This window comes from Asticcacaulis sp. (assembly GCA_024707255.1).
Lineage (GTDB): Bacteria > Pseudomonadota > Alphaproteobacteria > Caulobacterales > Caulobacteraceae > Asticcacaulis.
In genome coordinates this window covers 669778-692111 of sequence record JANQAC010000002.1, presented here as the reverse complement: position 1 = coordinate 692111, position 22334 = coordinate 669778, and the positions used below count along the sequence as shown (strand labels likewise).

Sequence of the window (22334 nt, the reverse complement as noted above, 5' to 3'; positions counted from 1 at the left end):
TTACGCTGTCAGATCGAACGAGGCCGGCGTGCCGCCGGTGGAAGACGGCGCAACCCACACATCGAACCGCCCGGCTTCGGCCGACGCTTTCAGGTTGGGATGAACAAAGGCGAGATCGGCGGCCGTCAGGGTAAATTCGACCGTCGTGCTCTGGCCTGGCTCCAGATCGATATGCTGGAAGCCTTTCAGCGCCCGGATCGGCTGGGTCATCGAGGCCACCTTGTCGTGGATATAGAGTTGCACCACCTCATGCAGCTTGCGGGCGCCGGTATTGCTGATCGTCGCCGTCACCTTGATGGTTCCGTTCATCGCCAGGCTCGCAGCGCTGACCGTCGTGGCACCGTAGGAAACCGTCGAATAGCTCAGGCCATGACCGAAAGGATAGAGCGCGTCATTGGTCACTTCGCGGTAACGTGCCTTGAAGTTCTTGTCGTCACTGATTTGCGGACGGCCGGTGATGCGGTGGTTATAATAGAAGGGCTCTTGCCCCGACGCCTGCGGGAAGCTGACCGGCAAACGGCCTTGCGGCGCGTAATCGCCGAAGACGATATCGGCGATGGCGTTGCCTTCTTCCGAGCCTAGGAACCAGGTGGCCAGGATCGCCGACGCATCCTTCACTGCCCCGGTCAGGGCCAGGGCGCGGCCGTGCTTCAGAATGACCACCACCGGTTTACCGGTCGCCGCCACGGCCTCGGCCAAGGCCAGTTGCGGCGCGGGGATCGAGATATCGACGCGCGATTGCGCCTCGCCCGACATATTCGCCGCCTCGCCGATGGCCAGCACGACGATATCCGCCGACTTGGCCGCTTTGACCGCCGCGTCGATACCGCCCTGTATCGGCGCCTCGACATCCGAGCCCTTCACCACCGTCAGTGCATCGCCGATCACGGCGCGGAAACCGGCCTCCCAGGTGACACAGCTTTCCACATCCGGGAAGACCGCCCAGGGACCGGGACAATTGGCCTTGTCATTGCCGAACGGGCCGATCAGAGCGATTTTCTTGCCTGATTTCGGCAGGGGCAGCAGGTTGCCCTCGTTCTTCAGTAGCACGCACGATTTGCGTCCGGCTTCGCGGGCCAGCGCTACGGTTTCGGGCCGGCGGATATCCGTCTGTTCGCGTTTGAGATCGAGGGAGCGATAGGGATTGTCGAACAGGCCCAACGCCTTCTTGACGTAAAGCACCCGGCGCACCGCCTCATCCAGCACGGCCAACTTGACCTTGCCCGACCGCACCAGGTCCGGGAGGTATTTCATATAGAGGCCCGACTGCATCCCCATGTCGCAGCCAGCATTGATCGCCTTGGCCGTGGCATCGGCGCCATCGGCAGCGAAACCGTGCAGGATCAGTTCTTCTTCAGAGGTGTAATCGGAAACAACCAGCCCCTTGAAGCCCCACTCGCCGCGCAGGATATCGGTCAGCAGGTAATGATTGCCGGTGGAGGGCACCCCGGCGATATCGTTGAACGACGACATGGTGGTCAATGCGCCGGCGTCGAAGGCGGCCTTGAACGGCGGCAGATGGACCTCGCGCAGAGTCGTTTCGGGGATATCGGCGGTATTGTACTCCATCCCGCCCTGGACGGCACCGTAGGCCGCGAAGTGCTTCGGACAGGCCACCAACGAGGTTTCCGCCTTCAGGCTGTCGCCCTGGAAACCCTTGACGCGCGCCTTAGCCAACTGGATACCGAGATAGGTGTCCTCGCCCGCCCCTTCGGCGACACGGCCCCAGCGCTGGTCGCGCGCCACATCGACCATCGGCGCGAAGGTCCAGTGCAGCCCTTTGGCCGTGGCTTCCAGGGCGGCGGCACGCGCTGTGCGCATGGCCAGGTCGGTATCCCAGCTTGCGGATTCGCCAAGCGGAATCGGGAAGGTCGTCTTCACGCCGTGGATGATATCGCCGGCGAAAATCAGCGGAATCTTATGCGGCGATTGCTCTATGGCCACCTGCTGCAACTCTCGCCCGCCGGCCACGCCGATGCCGTTGAATAGCCCGGTAATCTTACCGGCAGCGATATCGGCCTTGACCTTTTCCTTGCCCTGCGCCTGTTCCGAGGTCGGATTGATCGGCGGGCCGTCGAAGCGGGTGGTATCGCCATAGATCGAGAGTTGCCCGGCCTTTTCCTCGATGCTCATGCTTTTGATGAGCTTTTCGATGAACGGATCGGCGGCGGGCGTCACCCTGGCGAAACCGGGCGCGGCCACCGGCACGAGGGCGGCCGTGGCCGCGGCGCCTTTCAGGAAAAACCGGCGGGAGGGGGTAAAAGCGGTCATGAGCGTTACTCCTTTTTATGTTCCAGAAACCAGGCGTAGAGGTCCGGATTGGCGTAGGTGGCGTCCCAGGCATTGTGATTACCGCCGGGATAGATGGTGTATTTGATATCTATGCCGCAGGCTTTGGCCGCGCTGACCAGCACTTCCTCGTCGCGGATCGGCACCACATCGTCGACCTCGCCGTGGAAGGCCCAGATGTGGTTGCCGGTCAGCTTGCAGGGGGTTTTCAGGTTCGAATAGCCGGAGACCGGCGCGATGGCGGCAAAGCGTCTGGGCTGCGTCATGCCCCAGTCCCAGGCGCCGCCGCCGCCCAGCGACAGGCCGGTGAGGTAAATGCGTTTGCGGTCCGCCGGGATGTGCGCTTCGACATCATCCAGCCATTCTTTCAGCTTTTTAGGTTCCCATTCCTCATCGCGCCATTGCTGCGGCGCCAGGATGATAAAGGGGAAATCGGCATGGTCGCGGGCATATTCCCACGGCCCCGGCCCCATGACCCGCGTAACATCGCTGCCAGCCTCGCCGGAGCCATGCAGGAAGACAATGACCGGCGCCTTGCCCCCATGATAGCTGGCAGGCACATACTGCATGTACTGGATGGTCGAACCATCTTTCAGCACGACCTTTTCGGCGGTCGCGCCTTTCGCCAGCATATCCGGTCGAGATCGTGGCGCAGCCGGTCAGGGCCAGGACCGCTAATACCAAAATGAAGGTTCTCATCCTTTGATACTCCCCGCGAGCAAACCGCGCACATAATGCCTCTGGAGCGCCAGAAACAATAATATGACCGGTGCGATGGTGACGGTGGCGCAGGCCATGACCATGCCGGAATCCTGGATATGTTCCTGCGACAGCGAGGCGATGGCCAAAGGCAGGGTGTAGTTGTGATCGTCGGACAGCACGATCAGCGGCCACAGGAAATCATTCCAGGCGGCCAGAAAGGTGAAAACACCGAGCGTCACAATGATCGGCGACAGGTTGGGCAGGACGATCTTGCGAAAGATCATCCATTCCGAGGCGCCATCGACCCTTGCCGCCTGGAGCATCTCATCGGGCAGGCCCAGCGCGTATTGACGCACCAGAAAGATACCAAACAGAGAGGTTATGAAAGGCACCACCACGCCGGCATAGGAATTGAGCAGGCCCAGGGTCTTGAGCTGGAAGAACAGCGGCAGCATGGTCAACTGGCCAGGAATGACCACCACCGCCAGCAGGAAGCGGAACAGCTTTTCCCGTCCCCTGAAATGCAGCTTGGCGAAGGCATAACCAGCGGTCACGTTGAAGCCCAGGGACAGAACCGTCGCCAGTGAGGCCACCAGCAGGCTGTTGAACAGGAAGCGCCCCATGCGCTGATGGGCGAACAGGTCGGCGTAATTGGCCAGGGTCGGATCGTGCGGAAACAGCCGCGCCGGAAAGGCATTGGCCTCGGCCTCCGGCATGAAGGACATCGACACCATCCACAGCAGCGGAAAGATGGCGATGAACGAGGCGGCGATCAACAGGCCCGTGGTCGATATCTTCTGGAGGGCATTCCTCATGCGAACACCTCTTCCGATTTTGGGCGCAGGAAGGACAGGCCCATCAGCACAGCGAACAGGATAAAGGCCGTGGCCGAGGCATGGCCGAGGTTCCACCACTTGAAGCCGTCCTCGTACATGAAATAGAGCAAGGATACGGTCGATTGCGCCGGACCGCCCTGGGTCATGACATAGGGTTCGGCGAAAAGCTGGAAATAGCCAGCCACGGTCAGCAGGGCCACCATCCACAGGCTGGGCGCCACGCCCGGCAGGGTGACATGAATGAAGCGTTCCCAGGGCCCTGCCCCATCAACGCGTGCGGCTTCGTAAAGATCATCCGGAATGCGCTGCAGGGCAGCCAGCAGGATCAGCATGTTGTAACCGAAGTTCTTCCACACCGAGAACAGGATGATGGCTGGCATGGAAAAGTGCGGGTTGCCCAGCCAGTCAATCGGTTGCAGGCCCAGCACGATCAGGAACTGGTTCAGCCAGCCATATTGCGCATCCAGCATATAGCGCCAGATCACCGCCGCCGCCGCCAGCGTGGCCACATAGGGGGCGAACAGCGCCGTGCGGTAAAGCGCCTTCAGACCCACCCCCGGCACATTCAACAGCATGGCCATGGCCAGTGACACGCCAATGGACAGGGGCGCGCCGACCAGGGCGAAATAGCAGGTATTGCCGAACGCCTTCCAGAACAGCGGCGTCTGCATCAGGTTGATATAGTTGCCAAGCCAGATGAAGCGCAGGTTCTTCAGGTCGGCCAGGGCATAGAGGTCGAAATCGGTGAAGCTCATCACCAGCGCGCCCAACACCGGCATGAGGAAAAAGACACTGAGCACGATCATGGCCGGCGCCACGAAGACATGGCCCGGCGATATCTCCCGCATAAAGGTGCGCAAGGTCGTCATGCCACACCCTTCAGTTCGAGCATGGCGCGACGTTTGGCCAGCAGGGTCCAGGCAAATTCATCGAGGCCCTTCAGCGCCGCGTCCAGGGTGATGATGCCGCGCACCACGCGCTCCAGCGCCGCCACCATCTCATTGGCGATGCGTTCCCACTCCGGCACCTGCGGCGGCGGGCGCGTGCGGTTAAGCTGGTCGAAGAAGGTCAGAGACCGCCGGTCGTGCATCAGGCTGGTGCGCAGCCAGGCGCTCCGGTCGGCCGGCAGATCGCTGGTGGTCTTGTAAAAATCGGCCTGGCGCTGCGGATCGCACAGATATTCGATGAAACGGAAGGCGCTGTCCTTGCGCCGGGACGCGCGCGGAATGCACAGCGACACCCCGCCGGCCGAGGAGTCGCCCGGCCCGTGGGGCCCCGGCAGCGCCGCGGTCGCCCATTGGTTCTGCAATTCGGCGGGCAGACGTTTGGCGAACTCCGCCAGGTTCCACGGGCCGGTGATGATGAAGGCGAAATCGCCGCGCGCGAAGGATGAATAGACATCCGTCACCTCGGAATGGGTCAGGCGCGCGGCATAGCCCCGCTGATACAGCGATGCCGCATAGGCGAAACTGTCGCGGATGCCGGGCTGGCGGAAGCCGCCGCGCGTATCGCTGTCGATCAGGATCGGTGCGTCGGCCTGAAGACAAAAAGCCACCAGGGGCTCATATTCGGCAAAGGGCATCAGCAGACCATATTTGCCGCCCCGGCGCGCGCCGGAAAGCGCCGCCAGTTGCGCGTCCCAGCCGGCCCATGTGTCTGCCGGTGCGTTAAATCCGGCCTTTTGCAGCAGATCGGTGCGATAGAACAGCAGCCGCGTATCGACGTACCACGGCACGCCCAGAACCTGATTATCGAGGGTGACCGATTTTCGCGCGCCATCGAACCAGCGGTCAGGGATTATGCCGCTGCGTGACAAGCGGCTGTTCAACGGTTCCAGCGCGCCAAGGGCGGCAAATTCCGATACCCAGGTGTTTCCCAGCGCGATGACATCGGGAAGATTATCGGCGGCGAAGGCGGTCAGCAGCTTCTCGTGCGCCGCGCCCCAGGGCAGGGCCTGCACGCGCAGCGGAATGGCGGGATTTGCAGTCTCGAAATCCTGAGCGATGCCACCCAGCGCTTCGCCTTCCAGCCCCATGGCCCAGATGCGCAGCGGCTCATGCTTTTTGGCGCAGGCCACAGGCGTGACGGCCGCTAGCGACGCCAATGCCAGTCCAAACCTGCGCCGGTCGGTATTCATCAGGCTTTCAACCAGTTCCCCGCCTCGGCCACGGGCTGGAAACCCGCCGCCACAAATGCCTTTTTCACCAGCGGACCGGTGACGGCGCTTCTGTTGAACATATCCCAGACAAAGCCGGAGCGATAGTTTTCCAGTCCGATCAGGATCGGGCCCTGATCGATACCGAGATATTCCCTCGATACCCAGCCGGCCCTATCGGTATGAATGCCGGTCTTCGTTGGCTGATCCGCTGGAAAGCTGGGATTGAAGGCATCCATGAAGCCGTACTGGCCATACAGATCGGCACCATAGCGGTCGCGCAACGCATGGATCGCCGGCACGCAGATATCGGGCGCAAACATCACCGATCCGGCGGCGGCGGTCGGTGCGATCGTGCCGTCGTCCAGCCCTTCCTTGTCGGGCGTCTGCGGGCCGCGCGCGCCATATTCCTGGAACTGGACCTCGCGGCCATTCACTTTCGCCGTGACATAGCCCGGCCCCCGACAGGCGGTCAGCCCCCAGATATCGGCACTATAGTCTTTGAAACCTCCGGGGTTCTGGATGGCATAATTGCGCTGCGCCGCCGTGGCGCGCTGGGAGTTGATGAAATAATCGATGCCCTTGCCGCGCATAAAGCTGTCGGCGATGCCGCGATAATCGAACCAGGCATGACTGTACTGGTGGCCGAACATCGGCGCGAAACCGAGATGCGGTTCGCCAAAATTATCGCCCCAGGTATCGAGCGTGGCCGTCCAGCTTTCCCAAGCCTTAGCCGGCAGGGGATGGGTCGGCGACGCCATGCCGAGATGATAGATCATCATGCCTTCATTATAGCGGTCCCAGTTCCGATTGATCAGACCATTGATGTCATGATCCTTCATGCCGGGTTCGGGGTGCCACCCCATGCTGACCAGGCCATTTTCGCGCGCCATGAAGGTCCAGTCGACCCTCTCATAGAGCTTTATGGCCAGATCACGGATCTCGGTTTCGATGGCATTCTTGCCGTCGAAAAAGGCCGCTGCCGTCAGGGCCCCGCACAGGAACAGGGCCGTGTCGATGCTCGACAGCTCGACCCTATTGTAACGCAGGCCAGTATCCATATGCAGGAAGTGATAAAAGAACCCCTTGTGGCCCATCATCCCTTCCGGGGCTGGTCCCTGCGGACCGTTCCAGAAGGTGCGCAAGGTGGTGCGCACCCGCTCGGCGGCATCAAACCGGCTGATATAGCCGCTCCGGCAGCCGATGACGAAGGCGGTCAAGGCAAAACCGGTGGCGGCGATCGAGCAGAAATCGGGACCAGGCCAGTTATCCGGCGCCAGGCCGGTTCTGGCGTCGGTCGTCTCCCAGAAATAGGTGAAGGTCCGACGGTGCAGGTCCGCCAGGCCGTCATCGAACGCCACCCCCTCGCGCACAGCCTCTGGCCGGGCGCAGGCCGACAGCAGGCCGACCGCGCCTAAGCCCAGCATGAAATGACGACGACTGACCCGGTTACGCGAAACCATTGTTTTCCCTGCACTGACGGCTGCTTTATGACCCTTCAAGGTCCGCTTGACCTCCGGCTGTAAACGCTTACAAATTTGTTGTCAACGCCGACATATGTGCTACCAAGGCCGCATAAGAACTTTGAAACACGGAGGATGTGGGAGCCATGTCGCGGCGCTTTCCGAAAGGCTTTCTGTGGGGCTGCGCCACCGCCGCCTACCAGATCGAAGGCGCGCCCAAGGCCGATGGCAAGGGTCCCAGCATCTGGGATCGTTACGCCCACACCCCCGGTATGATGGCGAACGGCGACCATGGTGATATCGCCTGCGATCATTATCATCGTTTCCGCGAAGATATCGCCCTGATGGCCCACCTGGGGATGCGGGCCTATCGCTTCAGCCTGTCCTGGGCGCGTATTCTCCCCGAAGGGATTGGCCGGATCAATGCCGCCGGCGTGCAATTCTATTCCGATCTGATCGATGAATTGCTAAAACACAATATCGAGCCGATGGTCACCCTGTTTCACTGGGATCTGCCCGCCGCGCTCGATGACCGGGGCGGCTGGCTCAACCGCGACTCGGCCGACTGGTTCGCCGAATATGCCCGCGTGGCGTTCGGGGCTTACGATGGCCGGGTGAGAAAGTGGATCACCCTCAACGAACCCTGGGTGGTCAACGACGGCGGTTATCTGCGCGGCACCATAGCCCCCGGACACCGCAACCGTTTCGAGGCGCCGATCGCCTCGCACAACCTGATGCGGGCGCATGGCGCGGCGGTCAAAGCCTATCGGGAAACCGGCCGGCATGAGATCGGCCTGGCGGTCAATATCGAGCCGAAATATACTGCCAGCGCCACGCCGGAAGACATGGCGGCCACCCATCGCGCCTCGGCCTATATGAACGAACAGTATCTCGATCCAGCCCTGCTCGGCCGCTACCCGCACCCCTTGCGCGAGATTTACGGCCCCGCTTGGCCGGACTGGCCGGAAACGGATTTCAACCTGATCCGCCAGCCACTCGATTTCCTCGGCATCAACTACTATACCCGCGCCGTGGTCCGTCATGACGCGGGGGATGACCTGCTGAAGGCCGCTGCCGTCCGGCAGCCGGATGCCATATATACCGAGACGAATTGGGAGGTTTTTCCGCAAGGGTTTACCGATACGCTGCTGTGGGTGCGGCAACGCTATGGCGACATCCCGATCTACATCACCGAAAACGGCGCCGCCTTCCCTGATCCGCCCGCAGCCGCCGACGGCGAGGTTCATGATCCCCAGCGTGTCGATTACCTGCGCACGCACCTGCTGGCCCTGGACAAGGCCATCCGTCAGGGAGTCGATGTGCGCGGCTACATGGCCCGGTCCTTCATGGACAATCTTGAATGGTCGCTGGGCTATGCCAAGCGCTTCGGCCTTGTCCACGTCAATTTCGAGACACAGGCGCGGACACCCAAGACCAGTGCACGCTTCTATTCACAGGTGATCGCCTGTCATGGCCTGCCCTGACCGCGCTTGAACGCCTGCCCGTCAGCATCGAACAGATAGGCGTCACCGGCGGCAAAGCACAGGCGCAGCGCGTCATCATTCCTGACCGGATAGCTGCCGGGCAAAAGCGCGCAGACCGGTTGGCCTGCTCCCGCCATCAGGCCATAGACCGCCTGCATCCCGCCCAGGGTCTCGACCACATCAACCGTGGCAGCAATCCCATTCCCCGCCTTTCCGATGGCCAGGGCATCAGGCCGCACGCCGAGCGTTACCCGGCCGCCGATATGGGCCCGGCCGGCTTCGACCGCCGCCGACACCACATCGCCCGACACCAGCCGGACCTTGACGGTCGACTTCGTTATGGCGGCAATCTCGCCCGCCAGCAGGTTCATGCGCGGCGAACCGAGAAAGGATGCCACGAACAGGTTGCGCGGCGCGTTATAGACCTCCATCGGCGTGCCGACCTGCTCGATTGCGCCGCCATTGAGTACCACCAGCCGCGACGCCAGGGTCATGGCCTCGACCTGATCATGCGTGACATAGATCATGGTCGTTTGCAGGTCACGGTGCAGCCGGGCAAATTCGTGGCGCATATGGACGCGCAGGCCGGCATCGAGATTGGACAGGGGCTCATCGAGCAGGAACAGGCGCGGCTGACGGACAATGGCGCGGCCGATAGCCACGCGCTGCCTCTGGCCGCCGGAAAGCTCTTTTGGCCGCCGGTCGAGCAGGTCTTCGATACCGAGCAGTGTCGCCGCCTGGCCCACGGCCACCGCAATTTCGGTCTCCGGTCTTTTGGCCATGCGCAGGCCGAAAGCCATGTTGTCGCGCACATTGAGGTGCGGATAGAGGGCATAGGACTGGAAAACCATGGCGACCCCGCGTTGGGCGGGCGACAGCGACAACGCGCTTTGCCCCTCGATCCGCACATCGCCTTCGGTCGGCGCCTCAAGCCCGGCGATGACGCGCAAAAGCGTGGACTTTCCGCAGCCCGAAGGTCCGACAATGACCAGGAATTCGCCATCGGCGATGGCAAGGTCGATTCCCTTCAGGGCGGCCTGCGCCCCGAAGCGTTTCTCCAGCCCTATTAACGCGACATTCGCCACTCTGTATATTCCCGCCTTTTTGGCCAGACTACGCGGCGCATCGATTAATCACAAGATCATCACGTCATGTAAACGATGTAAATCAAACTGTTACCAGAACAGCCCCAGGCGGCAGCAAACAGCCTTGCCAAGTTTATTTTGCAGGCGCTAACATTTTGGCGAATGGCCAAGACCGTCAATGTGCTTATCATCGATCCCGACGAAGCCCGCGCCGAACAGGTGGCGGAAGGCGTCCGCGCGGATAATGGCGCCCAGGAGACCGTCATCCGCCAGGAGCGGCATTTCGAACTGCGGATGCTGCGCGATTTCGACCCCGACATGGTCATCATCGCCTGCGAAAGCCCGGACCGCGATATGCTGGAAGCCCTGCAGGTGGCCAATGAACAGGTTCCGCGTCCGGTGGTGATGTTTGTCGACCGCTCCGATGACAACGCCACGGCAAAGGCGCTGGAGGCCGGCGTGGCCGGCTATATCGTCGATGGCTTCAATCCGAAGCGGATTTCCTCGATCCTGACCGTAGCCGCGCAGCGCTTCGCCGTAACACAGGGGCTGCGCAAGGATCTCGACAAGGCCAAGGCCGACCTCGCCGCCCGCAAGACCATCGACCGCGCCAAGGGCGTGCTGATGGCCTCGCGCAATCTCTCCGAAGACGATGCCTACAAGGCCCTGCGCAAACATGCCATGGATACCGGCCGGCCCATCCAGGCCGTGGCCGCCGACATCCTGGCGGTGAGCGATCTGCTGAAACCGGGTGACAGCCAATGACCGAACTCAAAATCGCCTACAGCCCACTGAATGACGCCGCCTTGATCCTGGTGGCCGAAGCGCTGGGGTTTTACGACAGCGAGGGCCTGAACGTCACCCTGATCCGTGAGGCCAACTGGTCGAATATCCGCGACAAGCTGGCCTATGGCATGATAGATGCCGCCCACATCCTGGCGCCCATGCCATTTGCGGCCGCGCTGGGGCTGGGGCCTTCGATGGGCCGGATCATCGCGCCCATGGCGCTCGGCGCCAACGGCAATTCGGTGCTGGTCTCGGCCAAGCTCAAGGCGCGTCTGGAAGATGGCGGCCAGCTTGACAGCACACTGATGGGCAGCGCCCGTCTGCTGGCGCGCGAAGTTGAGCGGCGGCGGCGTGAAGGCCTGGGCCGGCTGGTCTTCGCCGTGCCCTTTACCTGGTCGCCGCACCATTTCGTCCTGCGTCACTGGGCCGCTTCGGGCGGCCTTGATCCCGAACGCCAGATCCAGTGGATCGTGGTGCCGCCCTCGCGCATGGCTGACATGGTCAAGGACGGCGTGATCGATGGCTTCTGCTCCGGTTCGCCCTGGCCGCAGGCGGCGCAACTGAACGGCCACGGCGAAATTCTCTTCTCCGATCCGGATTACTGGACGCTCAAGCCGGAAAAGGTGCTGGGCGTCCGCGCCGCCTGGGCCGAGGCCAATCCGGAGGCGACCATAGCCCTTACCCGCGCCCTGCTGCGTGCCGGGCAATGGGCCAGCGCGCCAGCGCACCGCGAAGACCTGATCCGCATTCTGGCCCGCACGGCTTCGGTCAATGCGCCGTGGAAGGCTATCGAACTGGCGCTGGACGGCAGCGGACTGACCTTTGATCCGCAGACCGCCACCTTCCCGTGGATCAGCCACGCCAAGTGGTTCATGGGCCAGATGGTGCGCTGGGGGATGCTGTCACCGGACCATGATTTCGACCAACTGGCGCGCCACGTCTACCGGCCGGACCTGTGGCGCGAGGCCGCTGCGCCGATGGGACTGGATTGCCCCGTGGCCGATGAAAAGACCGAGGGCGGCCAGACGACCGGCTGGGAAATTCCCGCAAAGCCTCACAATATCATCATGCCTGCCAACCAGTTATTCGATGGCGGCATCTTTCGTTGCGCTTGAAATCACGAATTTGTGATTTCAAATGAAACCAAATACCCTTCGCAATCGCAATATGTGCCTTTGCTTTGCAGGCCGCCTGAAAGACAGTATTTGTGATATTTTTAACGCAAGAACTTTTTGCGGCGCAATATATTTCGAATAAGGATTGACGACGGCCCGCCGCCTGCCAATTCTGCACAGGCGATCAATGGAGATCGCCAGACTTCCGGCCCGGTGCGCCAATGGCGGCGCGCGGGGCCTGTATCAGACAATGACGTCTCAGACATGTTCACCGGCAACGGTGGTCACGGCTGGGACGTTTTTTTTGCTTTCAACCGGGGATATGGCGTGAAATTTTCACTTTACCAAACAACGGCCCTGACGGTTCTCATGGCCCTAACCGTGGCCGGAGCGGCGCAGGCGGAAGACAGCTTCAGCACGGCTCTGGCGGTCTCAAAGCCGATCATCGAGTCAAACCTGCGGTCCGAGCAGGTCGAGCAGCAGGGCCTTTCTGAAAAAGCCGACGCCCTGACCTGGCGCAACCGCATCGGTGTCCAGACCGGCGATTTCCACCATCTCAAGCTCCTGGTCGAATTCGAGAACATCACCGCCCTGATCAGCGATTACAACTCTACCACCAACGGAAAGACGGCCTATCCGGTTGTTCCAGATCCGGAAGTCACCGAACTGAACCGCGCCCAGATCGTCTGGACCCCGACGGCGACCACCACCCTCACGGCCGGCCGGCAGCGCATTATCCTTGATGACGCGCGCTTTATCGGCAATGTCGGCTGGCGCCAGGACGAGCAGACCATGGATGGCATCCGCCTGGACAGCGGCTTCGGCAAGCTGAAATACAGCCTGGCCTATCTCAGCAAGATCAACCGCGTCCTGGCCGAGAGCAAGGACTGGAATTCGGATAGCTGGGTGGTGAATGCCAGCTATGCCTTCAATGACCGCCTGAAACTGACCGCCTTCGACTACGCGCTCGATTTCGACAATGCCGCTGCGTCCTCCACAAATACCTGGGGCCTGCGTGCGACAGGCGGAACCAAGGCCGGCGCCCTGAAACTCAGCTATATCGGCCAGTATGCCCGCCAGGCCGACTACGGCAACAACCCCGCCGATTTCGAGCTGCAGGAATATATGGTCGAGGCCGGCGCCACCTATGGTCTCGCCACCTTCAAGGTCAATTACGAATCCCTTGGCGGCAATGGCACGGTCGGATTCGTTACACCACTCGGCACCAACCATGCCTTCCAGGGCTTTTCGGACGCCTTTTCCGGCACCGGCGGCAACAAGACGACCGTCAACGGCATAGACGACCTGAGCTACAGTCTGAGCCTGGCCCTGCCCGTCAAGCTGAAGCCGACTTTAAGCCTCGTCTATCACGACCTGACGACCGCGCGCCTCGATCAGAAACTGGGCCAGGAATGGGATGCCGTGGCCACCATCGCCCTCACCCCGTACCTCTCCGCCCTTGTCAAATATGCCGATTTCGATTCGGCCGGCGGTTCCGCGCCCGCATCACGGCGCAAGACATGGATCGCCTTGCAGTATAAACTCTAATCATCGTTGAAAGTAACCGCTATGATTTCCAAGGATTTCTTAAAATCGGGCCATACCCCGACCCTCTTCTCTTCCTTCCTGTACTTCGACATGAGCTTCATGGTCTGGGTGCTGCTGGGCGCGCTTGGCGTCCAGATCGCCAAGACGCTGGGCCTGACGCCCGCCGAAAAGGGCTTCATGGTCGCCGTGCCAATCCTCTCCGGCGCCGTCCTGCGCGTCGTCAACGGCGTGCTGGTCGATCGCATCGGCCCGAAGAAAACCGGCGCCCTGGCGCAACTTATCGTCATTGCCGGGCTTCTGGCGGCCTGGCTGATGCACATCAATAATTATGGCGGCGTGCTGGCGCTCGGCGTGGTGCTCGGCATGGCCGGGGCCTCCTTTGCCGTGGCCCTGCCATTGGCCTCGCGCTGGTATCCGCCGAAATATCAAGGGGTTGCGCTTGGCATCGCCGGCGCCGGCAATTCCGGCACGGTGCTGGCCTCCTTGTTTGCGCCGACCCTGGCCAAGATGTTCGGCTGGACGAGCGTATTCGGCCTGGTCGCCATTCCCCTGATCATCACCTTCGTCATCTACATGGTGATGGCCAAGGATGCGCCCGACCAGCCGCCGGCCAAGACCACCGCGCAATATCTCAACATCTTCAAGCAGCCCGATGCCTGGTGGTTCATGTTCTTTTATGGCGTCACCTTCGGCGGCTTTGTCGGCCTGTCCTCCTCGCTCAACATCTATTTCAACAGCGAATACGGCATCGATCCGATCCATGCCGGCTTTTTCACCGCCGCCTGCGTTTTCGTCGGCTCCCTCGTCCGTCCGATAGGCGGGGCGCTGGCCGATCGCATCGGCGGCATCCGGACCCTCAGCGTCATGTATACGGTGGCGGCCGCGGGCCTGGTTGTCCTCAGCTTCGGTATGCCGACCATCTGGACGGCCGTGGGCGTGCTGATCATCGGCATGGGCGCGCTCGGCATGGGCAATGGCGCGGTGTTCCAGCTTGTGCCGCAGCGTTTCCGCAACGAGATGGGCATCATGACCGGCCTGGTCGGCATGTGCGGTGGCATCGGCGGCTTCTATCTGGCGGCGTCTCTGGGCCTCGCCAAACAGGCCACCGGTTCCTACCAGATCGGCCTTCTTGGCTTTGCCGGCCTGGCACTGGTGGCGCTCGCGGGCCTCAGCTATGTCAAGAAGCGCTGGCGCACCACCTGGCACGTCTTCGGCGCGGCGGATGCGAAGATATAGCTTTTTATCCTCCCCTGCGAAACGGGGCAGGATAAAACTTCGCAACGCACAAAATCGGACAAGCGCATTTTCCATGTTGACAATCGACGGAAACCGCATAACCTCATAGATCTGATCACTGTCGATCAACCACATTCGCGCTTCTGAAACCAACGGCGGTTTCTGCGGCGCACCATCAGGACAATGGAGTCCCGAACCAGCTACTCAGCAATGAGTGGCGTGGTTCGGGGCTCTTTTTTTTGCTCAAAGGGTTCGAGTAATGACCACACAGAAAGAGCGTATCGTCATTATCGGCGCCGGCATGGCCGGGGGCCGTATTGTCGAGGAAATCCTCAAGCGCGACGACACGCGATTTGAAATTTCGATCATCGGTGCCGAACCTTGCGCCACCTATGACCGCATCCAGCTATCGCCGGTATTGGCGGGGGAAAAGACCTTCGACCAGATCGTCACCCACAGCCAGGACTGGTACGACAGCAACAGCGTGAAGACGCACTTCGGCTACTGGGTGCAATCGATCGAGACGGCGACGAAACATGTCGTCCTGCACGACGGCCAGACCATCGCCTATGACAAGCTGATCCTGGCTATGGGCTCCGATCCGATCCGCCTGCCCCTGCCCGGCTCGGACCTGCACGGCGTCGTCGCCTTCCGCGACCTGATGGATGTCGACCTGATGACCCAGGCGGCCAATAACGGCGGTGAAGCGGTTGTCATCGGTGGCGGCCTGCTCGGGCTCGAAGCGGCCTATGGCCTGGCCAAGCGCGGCATGAAATCGACCGTCATTCACCTTGTCGACGTGCTGATGGAACGCCAGCTCGATGAGGCCGCCGGCCGCCTGCTGGAAAAGGCTCTGCTCGATCGCGGCGTCATCTCGGTGCTCAACGCCCAGTCCGAAGCCATCCTCGGTGAAACCCATGTCGAAGGCCTGAAACTAAAGGACGGCCGCGTCATCCCGGCCTCGCTGCTGGTCATGGCCGTCGGTATTCGCCCGCATGTCGAGCCGGCGAAATCCTCCGGTCTGGTGGTCGAGCGCGGCATTGTGGTCGATGACCAGATGCGCACCTCTGATCCGGACATCTTTGCCATTGGTGAATGCGCCCAGCATCGCGGACAGTGCTATGGCCTGGTGGCGCCGATCTGGGACATGTGTCGGACGCTGGCTGATGTCCTGACCGAAAAGAACGCCGACTCATCATACGCCGGCTCGCAGATGGCCACGCGCCTGAAGGTCTCCGGCGTCGATCTCTATTCGGCCGGGCAATTCTCCGGCGGAGAGGCCTGCGAGGACATCGTCTTCCGCGATCCAGGCCGCGGCGTGTACAAGCGCATCGTCATCAAGGACGACAAGCTGGTGGGTACGGTCCTCTTCGGCGATGCGGCCGACGGCGGCTGGTATTTCGACCTGATGAAGAAGGGCGAGGACATCGCGCCGATCCGCGACACCCTGATCTTCGGCCAGGCCGTAACGAATGCCCTGGCCGGCCAGGACCCTTCTGACGCCATTGCGGCATGGCCCGACGACACGGAAGTGTGCGGCTGCAATGGCGTATCGAAGGGTCAGGTGGTCGCGTCGATCTCCGCCGGCAACGACACGCTCGACAAGGTGCGCGGCCACTGCAAGGCTTCGGCCAGTTGCGGCTCCTGCACCGGCATCGTCGAAAGCCTGCTGAAATGCACCCTGGGTGACAGCTTCAAGGCCCAGACCGGGCCGAAACCCGTCTGCAAATGCACCGAGCATGGCCATGCGCATGTCCGCAAGGCCATTATCGAACAGGCGCTGAAGACCCTGCCGGACGTGATGCAGGCGCTGAAATGGACCACGCCCGACGGCTGTTCCTCCTGCCGCCCGGCGCTGAACTATTACCTGCTGTGCGCCTGGCCGCGCGACTACAAGGACGATCCGCGCTCGCGCTTCGTCAATGAACGCAACCACGCCAACATCCAGAAGGACGGCACCTATTCGGTCGTGCCGCGCATGTGGGGCGGGCTGACCTCGGCCAAGGAACTGCGCGCCATCGCCGATGCGGTCGATAAGTTCAACGTGCCGATGGTAAAAGTGACAGGCGGCCAGCGCCTCGATCTTTTCGGTGTCAAAAAGCAGGACCTGCCCGCCGTCTGGGCTGATCTCAATGCCGCCGGCATGGTCTCCGGCCACGCCTACGCCAAGGCGCTGCGCACGGTGAAGACCTGCGTCGGTTCGGAATGGTGCCGCTTCGGTACGCAGGATTCGACCGGACTGGGTGTCAAGCTGGAGCAGGCGACCTGGGGCAGCTACATGCCGCACAAGTTCAAGATGGCCGTCTCCGGCTGCCCGCGTAACTGTGCGGAGGCCACGATCAAGGACTTCGGCGTGATCTGCGTCGACAGCGGCTATGAACTGCATGTCGGCGGCAATGCCGGCATCCATCTGCGAGGTACTGACCTGCTGACCAAGGTGGCGACCGAGGCCGAGGCGCTGGAATGGGGAAAAGCCTTTGTCCAGCTTTACCGTGAGGACGCCTGGTATCTCGAACGCACCGCGCCGTGGATCGAACGGATGGGGCTGCAATTCGTCAAGGATCGCCTGGCCGAACCCGAAATGCGCGCCGCCCTCGTGGCCCGCTTCCTGGAGTCACAAGCGGTTTATCAGGTCGATCCGTGGGCCGAACATGCCCCCTTTCCGCCCCTGCAAAGGTCTTCTCTCCCCTTGCCGATCTGCGTGACGGCGCTATCCAACCGGAGCCTGCAGAATGAATGCGCCAGTAAACTTCAATGTGACGATAAACTGGACCGATGTCGGTGCGGCCATCGAGGTCGCCCCGCAAAGCGCCCGCCGCGTCGAGACCGTCATGGGTGCCATCGCCGTCTTCCGCACGATGGCCGATGAATATTACGCCGTCTTCGACAAGTGCCCACACAAGGGCGGCCCTCTGTCGGAAGGCATAGTCCATGGCCGCGCCATCGCCTGCCCGCTGCACAACTGGTCGATTTCGCTGGAAAGCGGTGAAGCCCTCGGCGCCGACGCCGGCAAGGGCTGCACCCCAACCGTGCCGCTTCGCGTGGAGAATGGCCGGATTTTGCTGGGATTGAACTTCTAGATCTCCCCCTCTTGGAGGGGGAGCTTGGAAATGGCGCAAGCCATTTTCAAGAGGGGGTAAATTTCCGCCGGTTGTTACCCCCTCCGGCGCTACGCGCCACCTCCCCTCCAAGAGGGGAAGATATAAACAGCCACCGTTCGGATACTTCTCCATGTTCGAGTCCGCCCCCACCATCACGACAAAGACCACCTGCCCCTATTGCGGGGTCGGATGCGGCGTGAAGGCGGAACTGATCGGCGGCCGCCGCATGTCGGTCAAGGGCGATGAAACCCACCCCGCGAATTCGGGCCGCCTGTGTTCGAAGGGCACGGCGCTCGGCAATACCTTCAGTCTCGAAGGCCGGCTGCTTGAACCGAAAATGCGTAAAAACGGCACGTTAGAGGCCGCTACCTGGGATGAAGCGCTCGACGCCGTGGCGCATAAATTCAACGCCATCATCGCCGAACACGGCCCGGATGCGGTCGCCTTCTATGTGTCCGGCCAATTGCTGACCGAGGACTATTACGCTGTCAACAAGCTGGCCAAGGGCTATATCGGCACCGCCAATGTCGATACCAATTCGCGCCTGTGCATGTCCTCGGCGGTGGCGGCACACAAACAGGCTTTCGGCGCCGATCTCGTGCCCGGCACTTATGAAGACCTCGAGCTGGCCGATTTGCTGGTCTTTTCCGGTCATAACGCCGCCTGGACCCATCCGGTACTTTACCGACGGATTGAGGCCAGAGAAGGCCAAATGCGGGTCTGCATTGACCCCAAACGCACCGATACCGCCAAGGCCGCCGACCTTCACCTGATGATCCGGCCGCAGACCGATGTGCGGCTATGGAACGGCCTGTGCGCCCACCTGATCGCCCGTAACGCCGTCGATCACGACTTTATCGACCAGCATACGGAAGGCTATTCGCGCCTGATGGCGGCGCTTTGCGAGGACGACCAGAGCCTGGACGCCATCGCGAACGATTGCGGCATATCGCCGGCCGATCTCAAGACCTTCTATGACGCCTTCCTGCATACCGAAAAGACGGTCAGCCTGTTTTCCATGGGCTCCAACCAGTCGAGCCAGGGCGTCCACAAGGGGCTGGCCCTGATCAATGCCCACCTGCTCTCCGGCAAGATTGGCAAGCCGGGCGCCGCGCCCTTCTCGATTACCGGCCAGCCCAATGCCATGGGCGGCCGCGAGGTCGGTGGCCTGGCCAATATGCTGGCCGCGCACATGGATTTCGACGATGCCTCGAAGGCGCTGGTCCAGCGCTACTGGCAATCCCCAACCATCGCGCCGAAGCCGGGCCTGAAGGCGGTCGATATGTTCGAGGCCGTGCGCACTGGAAAGGTCAAGGCCATCTGGATCATGGCCACCAATCCGATGGTCTCCATGCCGGATGGCAACCGCATCCACGAGGCGCTATCCAATTGCGAACTGGTCGTGGTCTCAGATGTTATCGCCCGCACCGACACGATGGACATGGCGCATATCCAGCTTCCCGCCGCCGCCTGGGGCGAAAAGGACGGCACGGTCACCAATTCCGAGCGCGTGATCTCCCGCCAGCGTCGCATGACCGCCCTGCCCGGAGAGGTTCGCCCGGACTGGTCGATCATCGCCGATGTGGCCCGCCGCATGAACAGTTCATGGGATGCCGCCTTCTCTTGGAAAGGACCGCACGAGGTCTTCGCCGAACATGCCGGCCTGACCGCCTTTGAAAACAACGGCCAGCGCTTTCTCAATCTAGAAGGATTGACTGGTCTCGGCCGCGAGACCTACGACGCCCTGACGCCAACCCGCTGGCCCGTGACCAAGGCGGGTTCGACGCAGCGTTTGTTTGCCGATGGTCGCTTCGCCACGCCGAATGGCCGCGCCCGCCTGATCGTACCAAAGGCCACTAGTCCGGCCAACCTGCCGACACCGGAATTCCCCTTCAGCCTGAACAGCGCCCGCGTCCGCGATCACTGGCACACCCTGACCCGCACGGCCCTGGCGCCGGAACTGAACCGCCATATCACCGAGCCCCTGCTCGATATCCATCCGAAGGACGCCAAACGTCTCGGCATCAAGGAGGGACGCCTGGCCATCGTCACCACGGCCTTTGGCGAGGCGATCCTGAAGGCGCGCGTCACCGACGACGTGCGCGAAGGCAATTTGAGCGTGCCCATGCACTGGACGCGCCAGTTCGCGCCTTTCGGGCGGGCTAATACGATGGTCAATCCAGCGGTCGATCCTATGTCAGGCCAGCCCGAATTCAAGCATACGCCGGCGCGAGTAGCCGCTTATAACGAAGCCTGGCACGGCTTTATCATGACGCCGCGCAATTTCGACGGCGAACTGCCGGATTTCGCCAAAGAAACGAAAAATGGTGCGGTCTGGCGCCGCTCCAGCCATGCTTTTGCTGATTGCTTTGAGCTGGCCGGCATTACCCCGATGGATATATCCGCCATCGAGATCACCCAGAGCCTCGACGATGTGACGACCGGCCTGACCCGCCGCGTGCGCATCGAAGACGGCCGCCTGACCCGCGTCATTTTCATCGCCCCCATCACCAAGCGCCTGCCGCCGCGCGACTGGCTGCTGGAACGCTTCGGCGACCTGGTGCTGGATGCAAAGGACCGCGCCGCCCTGCTGATCGGCCGCCTGCCGGGCGTGCAGGACAAGGGCCGCATCATCTGCGCCTGCCGCAGCGTCGGCGAAAAGACCATCAATGCCGCCATTGCGGATGGCGCCCTGACGGTCGAGGCTATCGGCGAGGCCACCACCGCCGGCACGGCCTGCGGCTCGTGCAAGGGCGAACTGAAACAATGCCTGCTGAAACACGCAAAGGAGACCGCCCATGCTGCATGATGACACCTTCCTCCTCCCCTGCGTTAGCGGGGGAGGTGTCGAGCAAGCGAAGCGCGTCGAGACGGAGGGGGCAACGCCACCGTCTGATAGCCCCCTCCACCACTTCGTGGTCCCCCCTCCCCCGCTTCGCAAGGGAGGAGAAAAGAAATGGTTTCGTAAGTTTGGTGGGCGCCGGTCCCGGCGACGCCGATCACCTGACGCTGGGCGCGCTGAAGGCCCTGCAATCGGCGCAGGCGCTTCTCTACGACGCGCTGGTTTCAGAAGATGTCCTGGCGCTTGCCCCACAGAAGTGCGTCAAGATCTGCGTCGGCAAACGTGGGGACCGTTTGTCTGTCTCGCAGAACAAGACCAATGAACTGATGGTCCGGCTGGCGAAAAAGGGCCTGCATGTGGTGCGGCTGAAAGGCGGCGATCCGTCGGTCTTCGGCCGTGTCGAGGAAGAACGCCTTTATCTCGAACAGCATGGCATAGCTCATAAGACCCTGCCGGGCGTAACCGCCGCTTCGGCCGCCGCGGCGCAGTTTTCATTCCCGCTCACTCATCGCGGCGAAGCGCGCTCGGTCACCTTCCTGACCGGCCGCACGAAAGATGGTTCCATCGATCTGCGCAATGAGGCCATCAGCGATCCGATGGTCTCGCTCGTCTTCTATATGTCGTCGCATAACGCGGCCCATATCGAGGCCAGCTTGTTGAACGCCGGTCGCTCGTCGCAGACACCCGTGGTCATCATCGAAAACGCCGGCCGCCCGACGGCCCGTGCCCTTTCCGGCACACTCAGGGAAATGGCCGCACTGGTTGCCCAGGCGGCCTTTGAAGGTCCGGTACTGATGGGAGTCGGCATCGCTTTTGGCTACGCCCGCCTGGCCACGTCTGTTAAGGCGCGACTTCAAGCGTAAGGCTGTAGGACCAGTTGCGTGGATCGCTCTGGTCGCCGTCCTGCCAGTTGCGGTTCAGTTCGATGACATAGACGCCCGGCGCATCGAAGGTCACCTGCGCCTTGCCGTCGGCGCCCGTGGTGCCGGTATAGACATAGCTGGCGTCACGGTATTGGTCGCCACCACGCTCGATCTTGAAATCCGCCGCCGGCAAAGGCTTGCCGTCGAACATCACCGTGAAGTCGAACGTGCTGCCGCTGAACAAACGGCTGGGGTGGGTCAGCGGCGCGACTTCCAGGCCCTTGCCTTCGAGCGGCGGCAAAGCTTCCGACGGTTTTTTTTGCGAAATATAGCTGTCGGCACGGGTCATGGCTTTTACCGTAACCGTCCCGGCATCGGCCGGAATGGCCGGTTGTTGCGACATTTGCCCACCCGGAGCGCCAGGTCCACCGGGCCCACGTACCGGACGCCATTTGCCGTCGATCTCGACCATCTGCATTACGCGCATTTCCACATTGCCTGTCGTTAAGCGGAATGTGCCTTCGTGCGGCAGCGTCGTTTCAAACAGGGTCACTTCCTTGAACTGGGTGCCCTTGGCCGGCGTGGCGGCGCCCTTGTCGTCGATGATCTGGAAGCTGTCGATTTTCAGCGCGCCTTCCGGCGTGAAAACATTCTCCGACGTCGCGGCTTCTGCCGTCACATAGGCTTCGGTCGGGGCGAAATTATAGGGCACGATATAGCTGGTGCGCGCCTCGGCGGAAACCGTGGCGAACAGGGCGACCAGGGTAAGACTGGCGGCTAGGCCGGACAAGACAGGTTTGAACATACATTGCTCCCATAAACGCAAATA

The 22334-nt window shown here is 61.9% G+C and carries 17 protein-coding genes; 9 read left to right on the top strand and 8 right to left on the bottom strand.

The window, feature by feature from the left end; all coding sequences use genetic code 11:
* From NVV72_14580 to NVV72_14555, 6 genes are all read right to left on the bottom strand, one after another.
* On the bottom strand, positions 1-2271 hold the full coding sequence (locus tag NVV72_14580; GenBank protein ID MCR6660500.1) for a glycoside hydrolase family 3 C-terminal domain-containing protein: 2271 nt from the start codon (positions 2269-2271) through the stop codon (positions 1-3).
* A 5-nt stretch (positions 2272-2276) separates the two neighbouring features.
* Positions 2277-2921, bottom strand: a complete 645-nt coding sequence (locus tag NVV72_14575; protein MCR6660499.1) for a prolyl oligopeptidase family serine peptidase — start codon at positions 2919-2921, stop codon at positions 2277-2279.
* Between the two features lie 63 nt (positions 2922-2984).
* Positions 2985-3806, bottom strand: a complete 822-nt coding sequence (locus tag NVV72_14570; protein MCR6660498.1) for a carbohydrate ABC transporter permease — start codon at positions 3804-3806, stop codon at positions 2985-2987.
* Positions 3803-4696, bottom strand: a complete 894-nt coding sequence (locus NVV72_14565; protein MCR6660497.1) for a sugar ABC transporter permease — start codon at positions 4694-4696, stop codon at positions 3803-3805. The genes NVV72_14570 and NVV72_14565 overlap by 4 nt, the downstream gene beginning before the upstream one ends.
* Positions 4693-5964 (bottom strand): sugar ABC transporter substrate-binding protein, encoded by a 1272-nt coding sequence (locus tag NVV72_14560; protein ID MCR6660496.1) that lies wholly within the window; start codon positions 5962-5964, stop codon positions 4693-4695. The genes NVV72_14565 and NVV72_14560 overlap by 4 nt, the downstream gene beginning before the upstream one ends.
* Complete coding sequence (locus tag NVV72_14555) at positions 5964-7445, bottom strand: Tat pathway signal protein (GenBank protein MCR6660495.1); 1482 nt, start codon at positions 7443-7445, stop codon at positions 5964-5966. Before NVV72_14555 ends, NVV72_14560 begins: the two co-directional genes overlap by 1 nt.
* Before the next feature lie 146 nt (positions 7446-7591).
* On the opposite strand from NVV72_14555, the gene NVV72_14550 reads away from it, so the two are divergent.
* The gene (locus NVV72_14550; protein ID MCR6660494.1) at positions 7592-8929 is read left to right on the top strand and encodes a GH1 family beta-glucosidase; all 1338 of its coding nucleotides are present in this window, start codon (positions 7592-7594) and stop codon (positions 8927-8929) included.
* Here NVV72_14550 and ugpC read toward each other — a convergent pair.
* Positions 8914-10014, bottom strand: coding sequence for a sn-glycerol-3-phosphate ABC transporter ATP-binding protein UgpC (gene ugpC, locus NVV72_14545; protein MCR6660493.1), 1101 nt, complete (start codon positions 10012-10014; stop codon positions 8914-8916). The two genes, NVV72_14550 and ugpC, sit on opposite strands and share 16 nt — an antisense overlap.
* Before the next feature lie 162 nt (positions 10015-10176).
* Between ugpC and NVV72_14540 the strand changes: the two genes are divergently transcribed.
* The 8 genes from NVV72_14540 to cobA all read left to right on the top strand — a co-directional run bounded on the left by NVV72_14540 (position 10177) and on the right by cobA (position 21505).
* Positions 10177-10779 (top strand): ANTAR domain-containing protein, encoded by a 603-nt coding sequence (locus tag NVV72_14540; GenBank protein ID MCR6660492.1) that lies wholly within the window; start codon positions 10177-10179, stop codon positions 10777-10779.
* Positions 10776-11915 (top strand): ABC transporter substrate-binding protein, encoded by a 1140-nt coding sequence (locus NVV72_14535; protein MCR6660491.1) that lies wholly within the window; start codon positions 10776-10778, stop codon positions 11913-11915. The genes NVV72_14540 and NVV72_14535 overlap by 4 nt, the downstream gene beginning before the upstream one ends.
* Before the next feature lie 327 nt (positions 11916-12242).
* Positions 12243-13463, top strand: coding sequence for an alginate export family protein (locus NVV72_14530; protein MCR6660490.1), 1221 nt, complete (start codon positions 12243-12245; stop codon positions 13461-13463).
* A gap of 21 nt (positions 13464-13484) precedes the next feature.
* Positions 13485-14699, top strand: a complete 1215-nt coding sequence (locus NVV72_14525; GenBank protein ID MCR6660489.1) for a NarK/NasA family nitrate transporter — start codon at positions 13485-13487, stop codon at positions 14697-14699.
* 259 nt (positions 14700-14958) lie between these two features.
* Entirely contained in the window at positions 14959-17568 is a 2610-nt protein-coding gene (nirB, locus tag NVV72_14520) for a nitrite reductase large subunit NirB (protein ID MCR6660488.1), read from the top strand.
* On the top strand, positions 17456-17779 hold the full coding sequence (nirD, locus tag NVV72_14515) for a nitrite reductase small subunit NirD (protein ID MCR6660487.1): 324 nt from the start codon (positions 17456-17458) through the stop codon (positions 17777-17779). The genes nirB and nirD overlap by 113 nt, the downstream gene beginning before the upstream one ends.
* Before the next feature lie 151 nt (positions 17780-17930).
* Positions 17931-20609: a molybdopterin-dependent oxidoreductase gene (locus tag NVV72_14510; protein MCR6660486.1), complete on the top strand. Its 2679-nt coding sequence runs from the start codon at positions 17931-17933 to the stop codon at positions 20607-20609.
* The gene (gene cobA, locus NVV72_14505; GenBank protein ID MCR6660485.1) at positions 20609-21505 is read left to right on the top strand and encodes a uroporphyrinogen-III C-methyltransferase; all 897 of its coding nucleotides are present in this window, start codon (positions 20609-20611) and stop codon (positions 21503-21505) included. Before NVV72_14510 ends, cobA begins: the two co-directional genes overlap by 1 nt.
* Here cobA and NVV72_14500 read toward each other — a convergent pair.
* On the bottom strand, positions 21483-22310 hold the full coding sequence (locus tag NVV72_14500; protein ID MCR6660484.1) for a DUF4198 domain-containing protein: 828 nt from the start codon (positions 22308-22310) through the stop codon (positions 21483-21485). The two genes, cobA and NVV72_14500, sit on opposite strands and share 23 nt — an antisense overlap.
* Between the last annotated feature and the right edge of the window lie 24 nt (positions 22311-22334).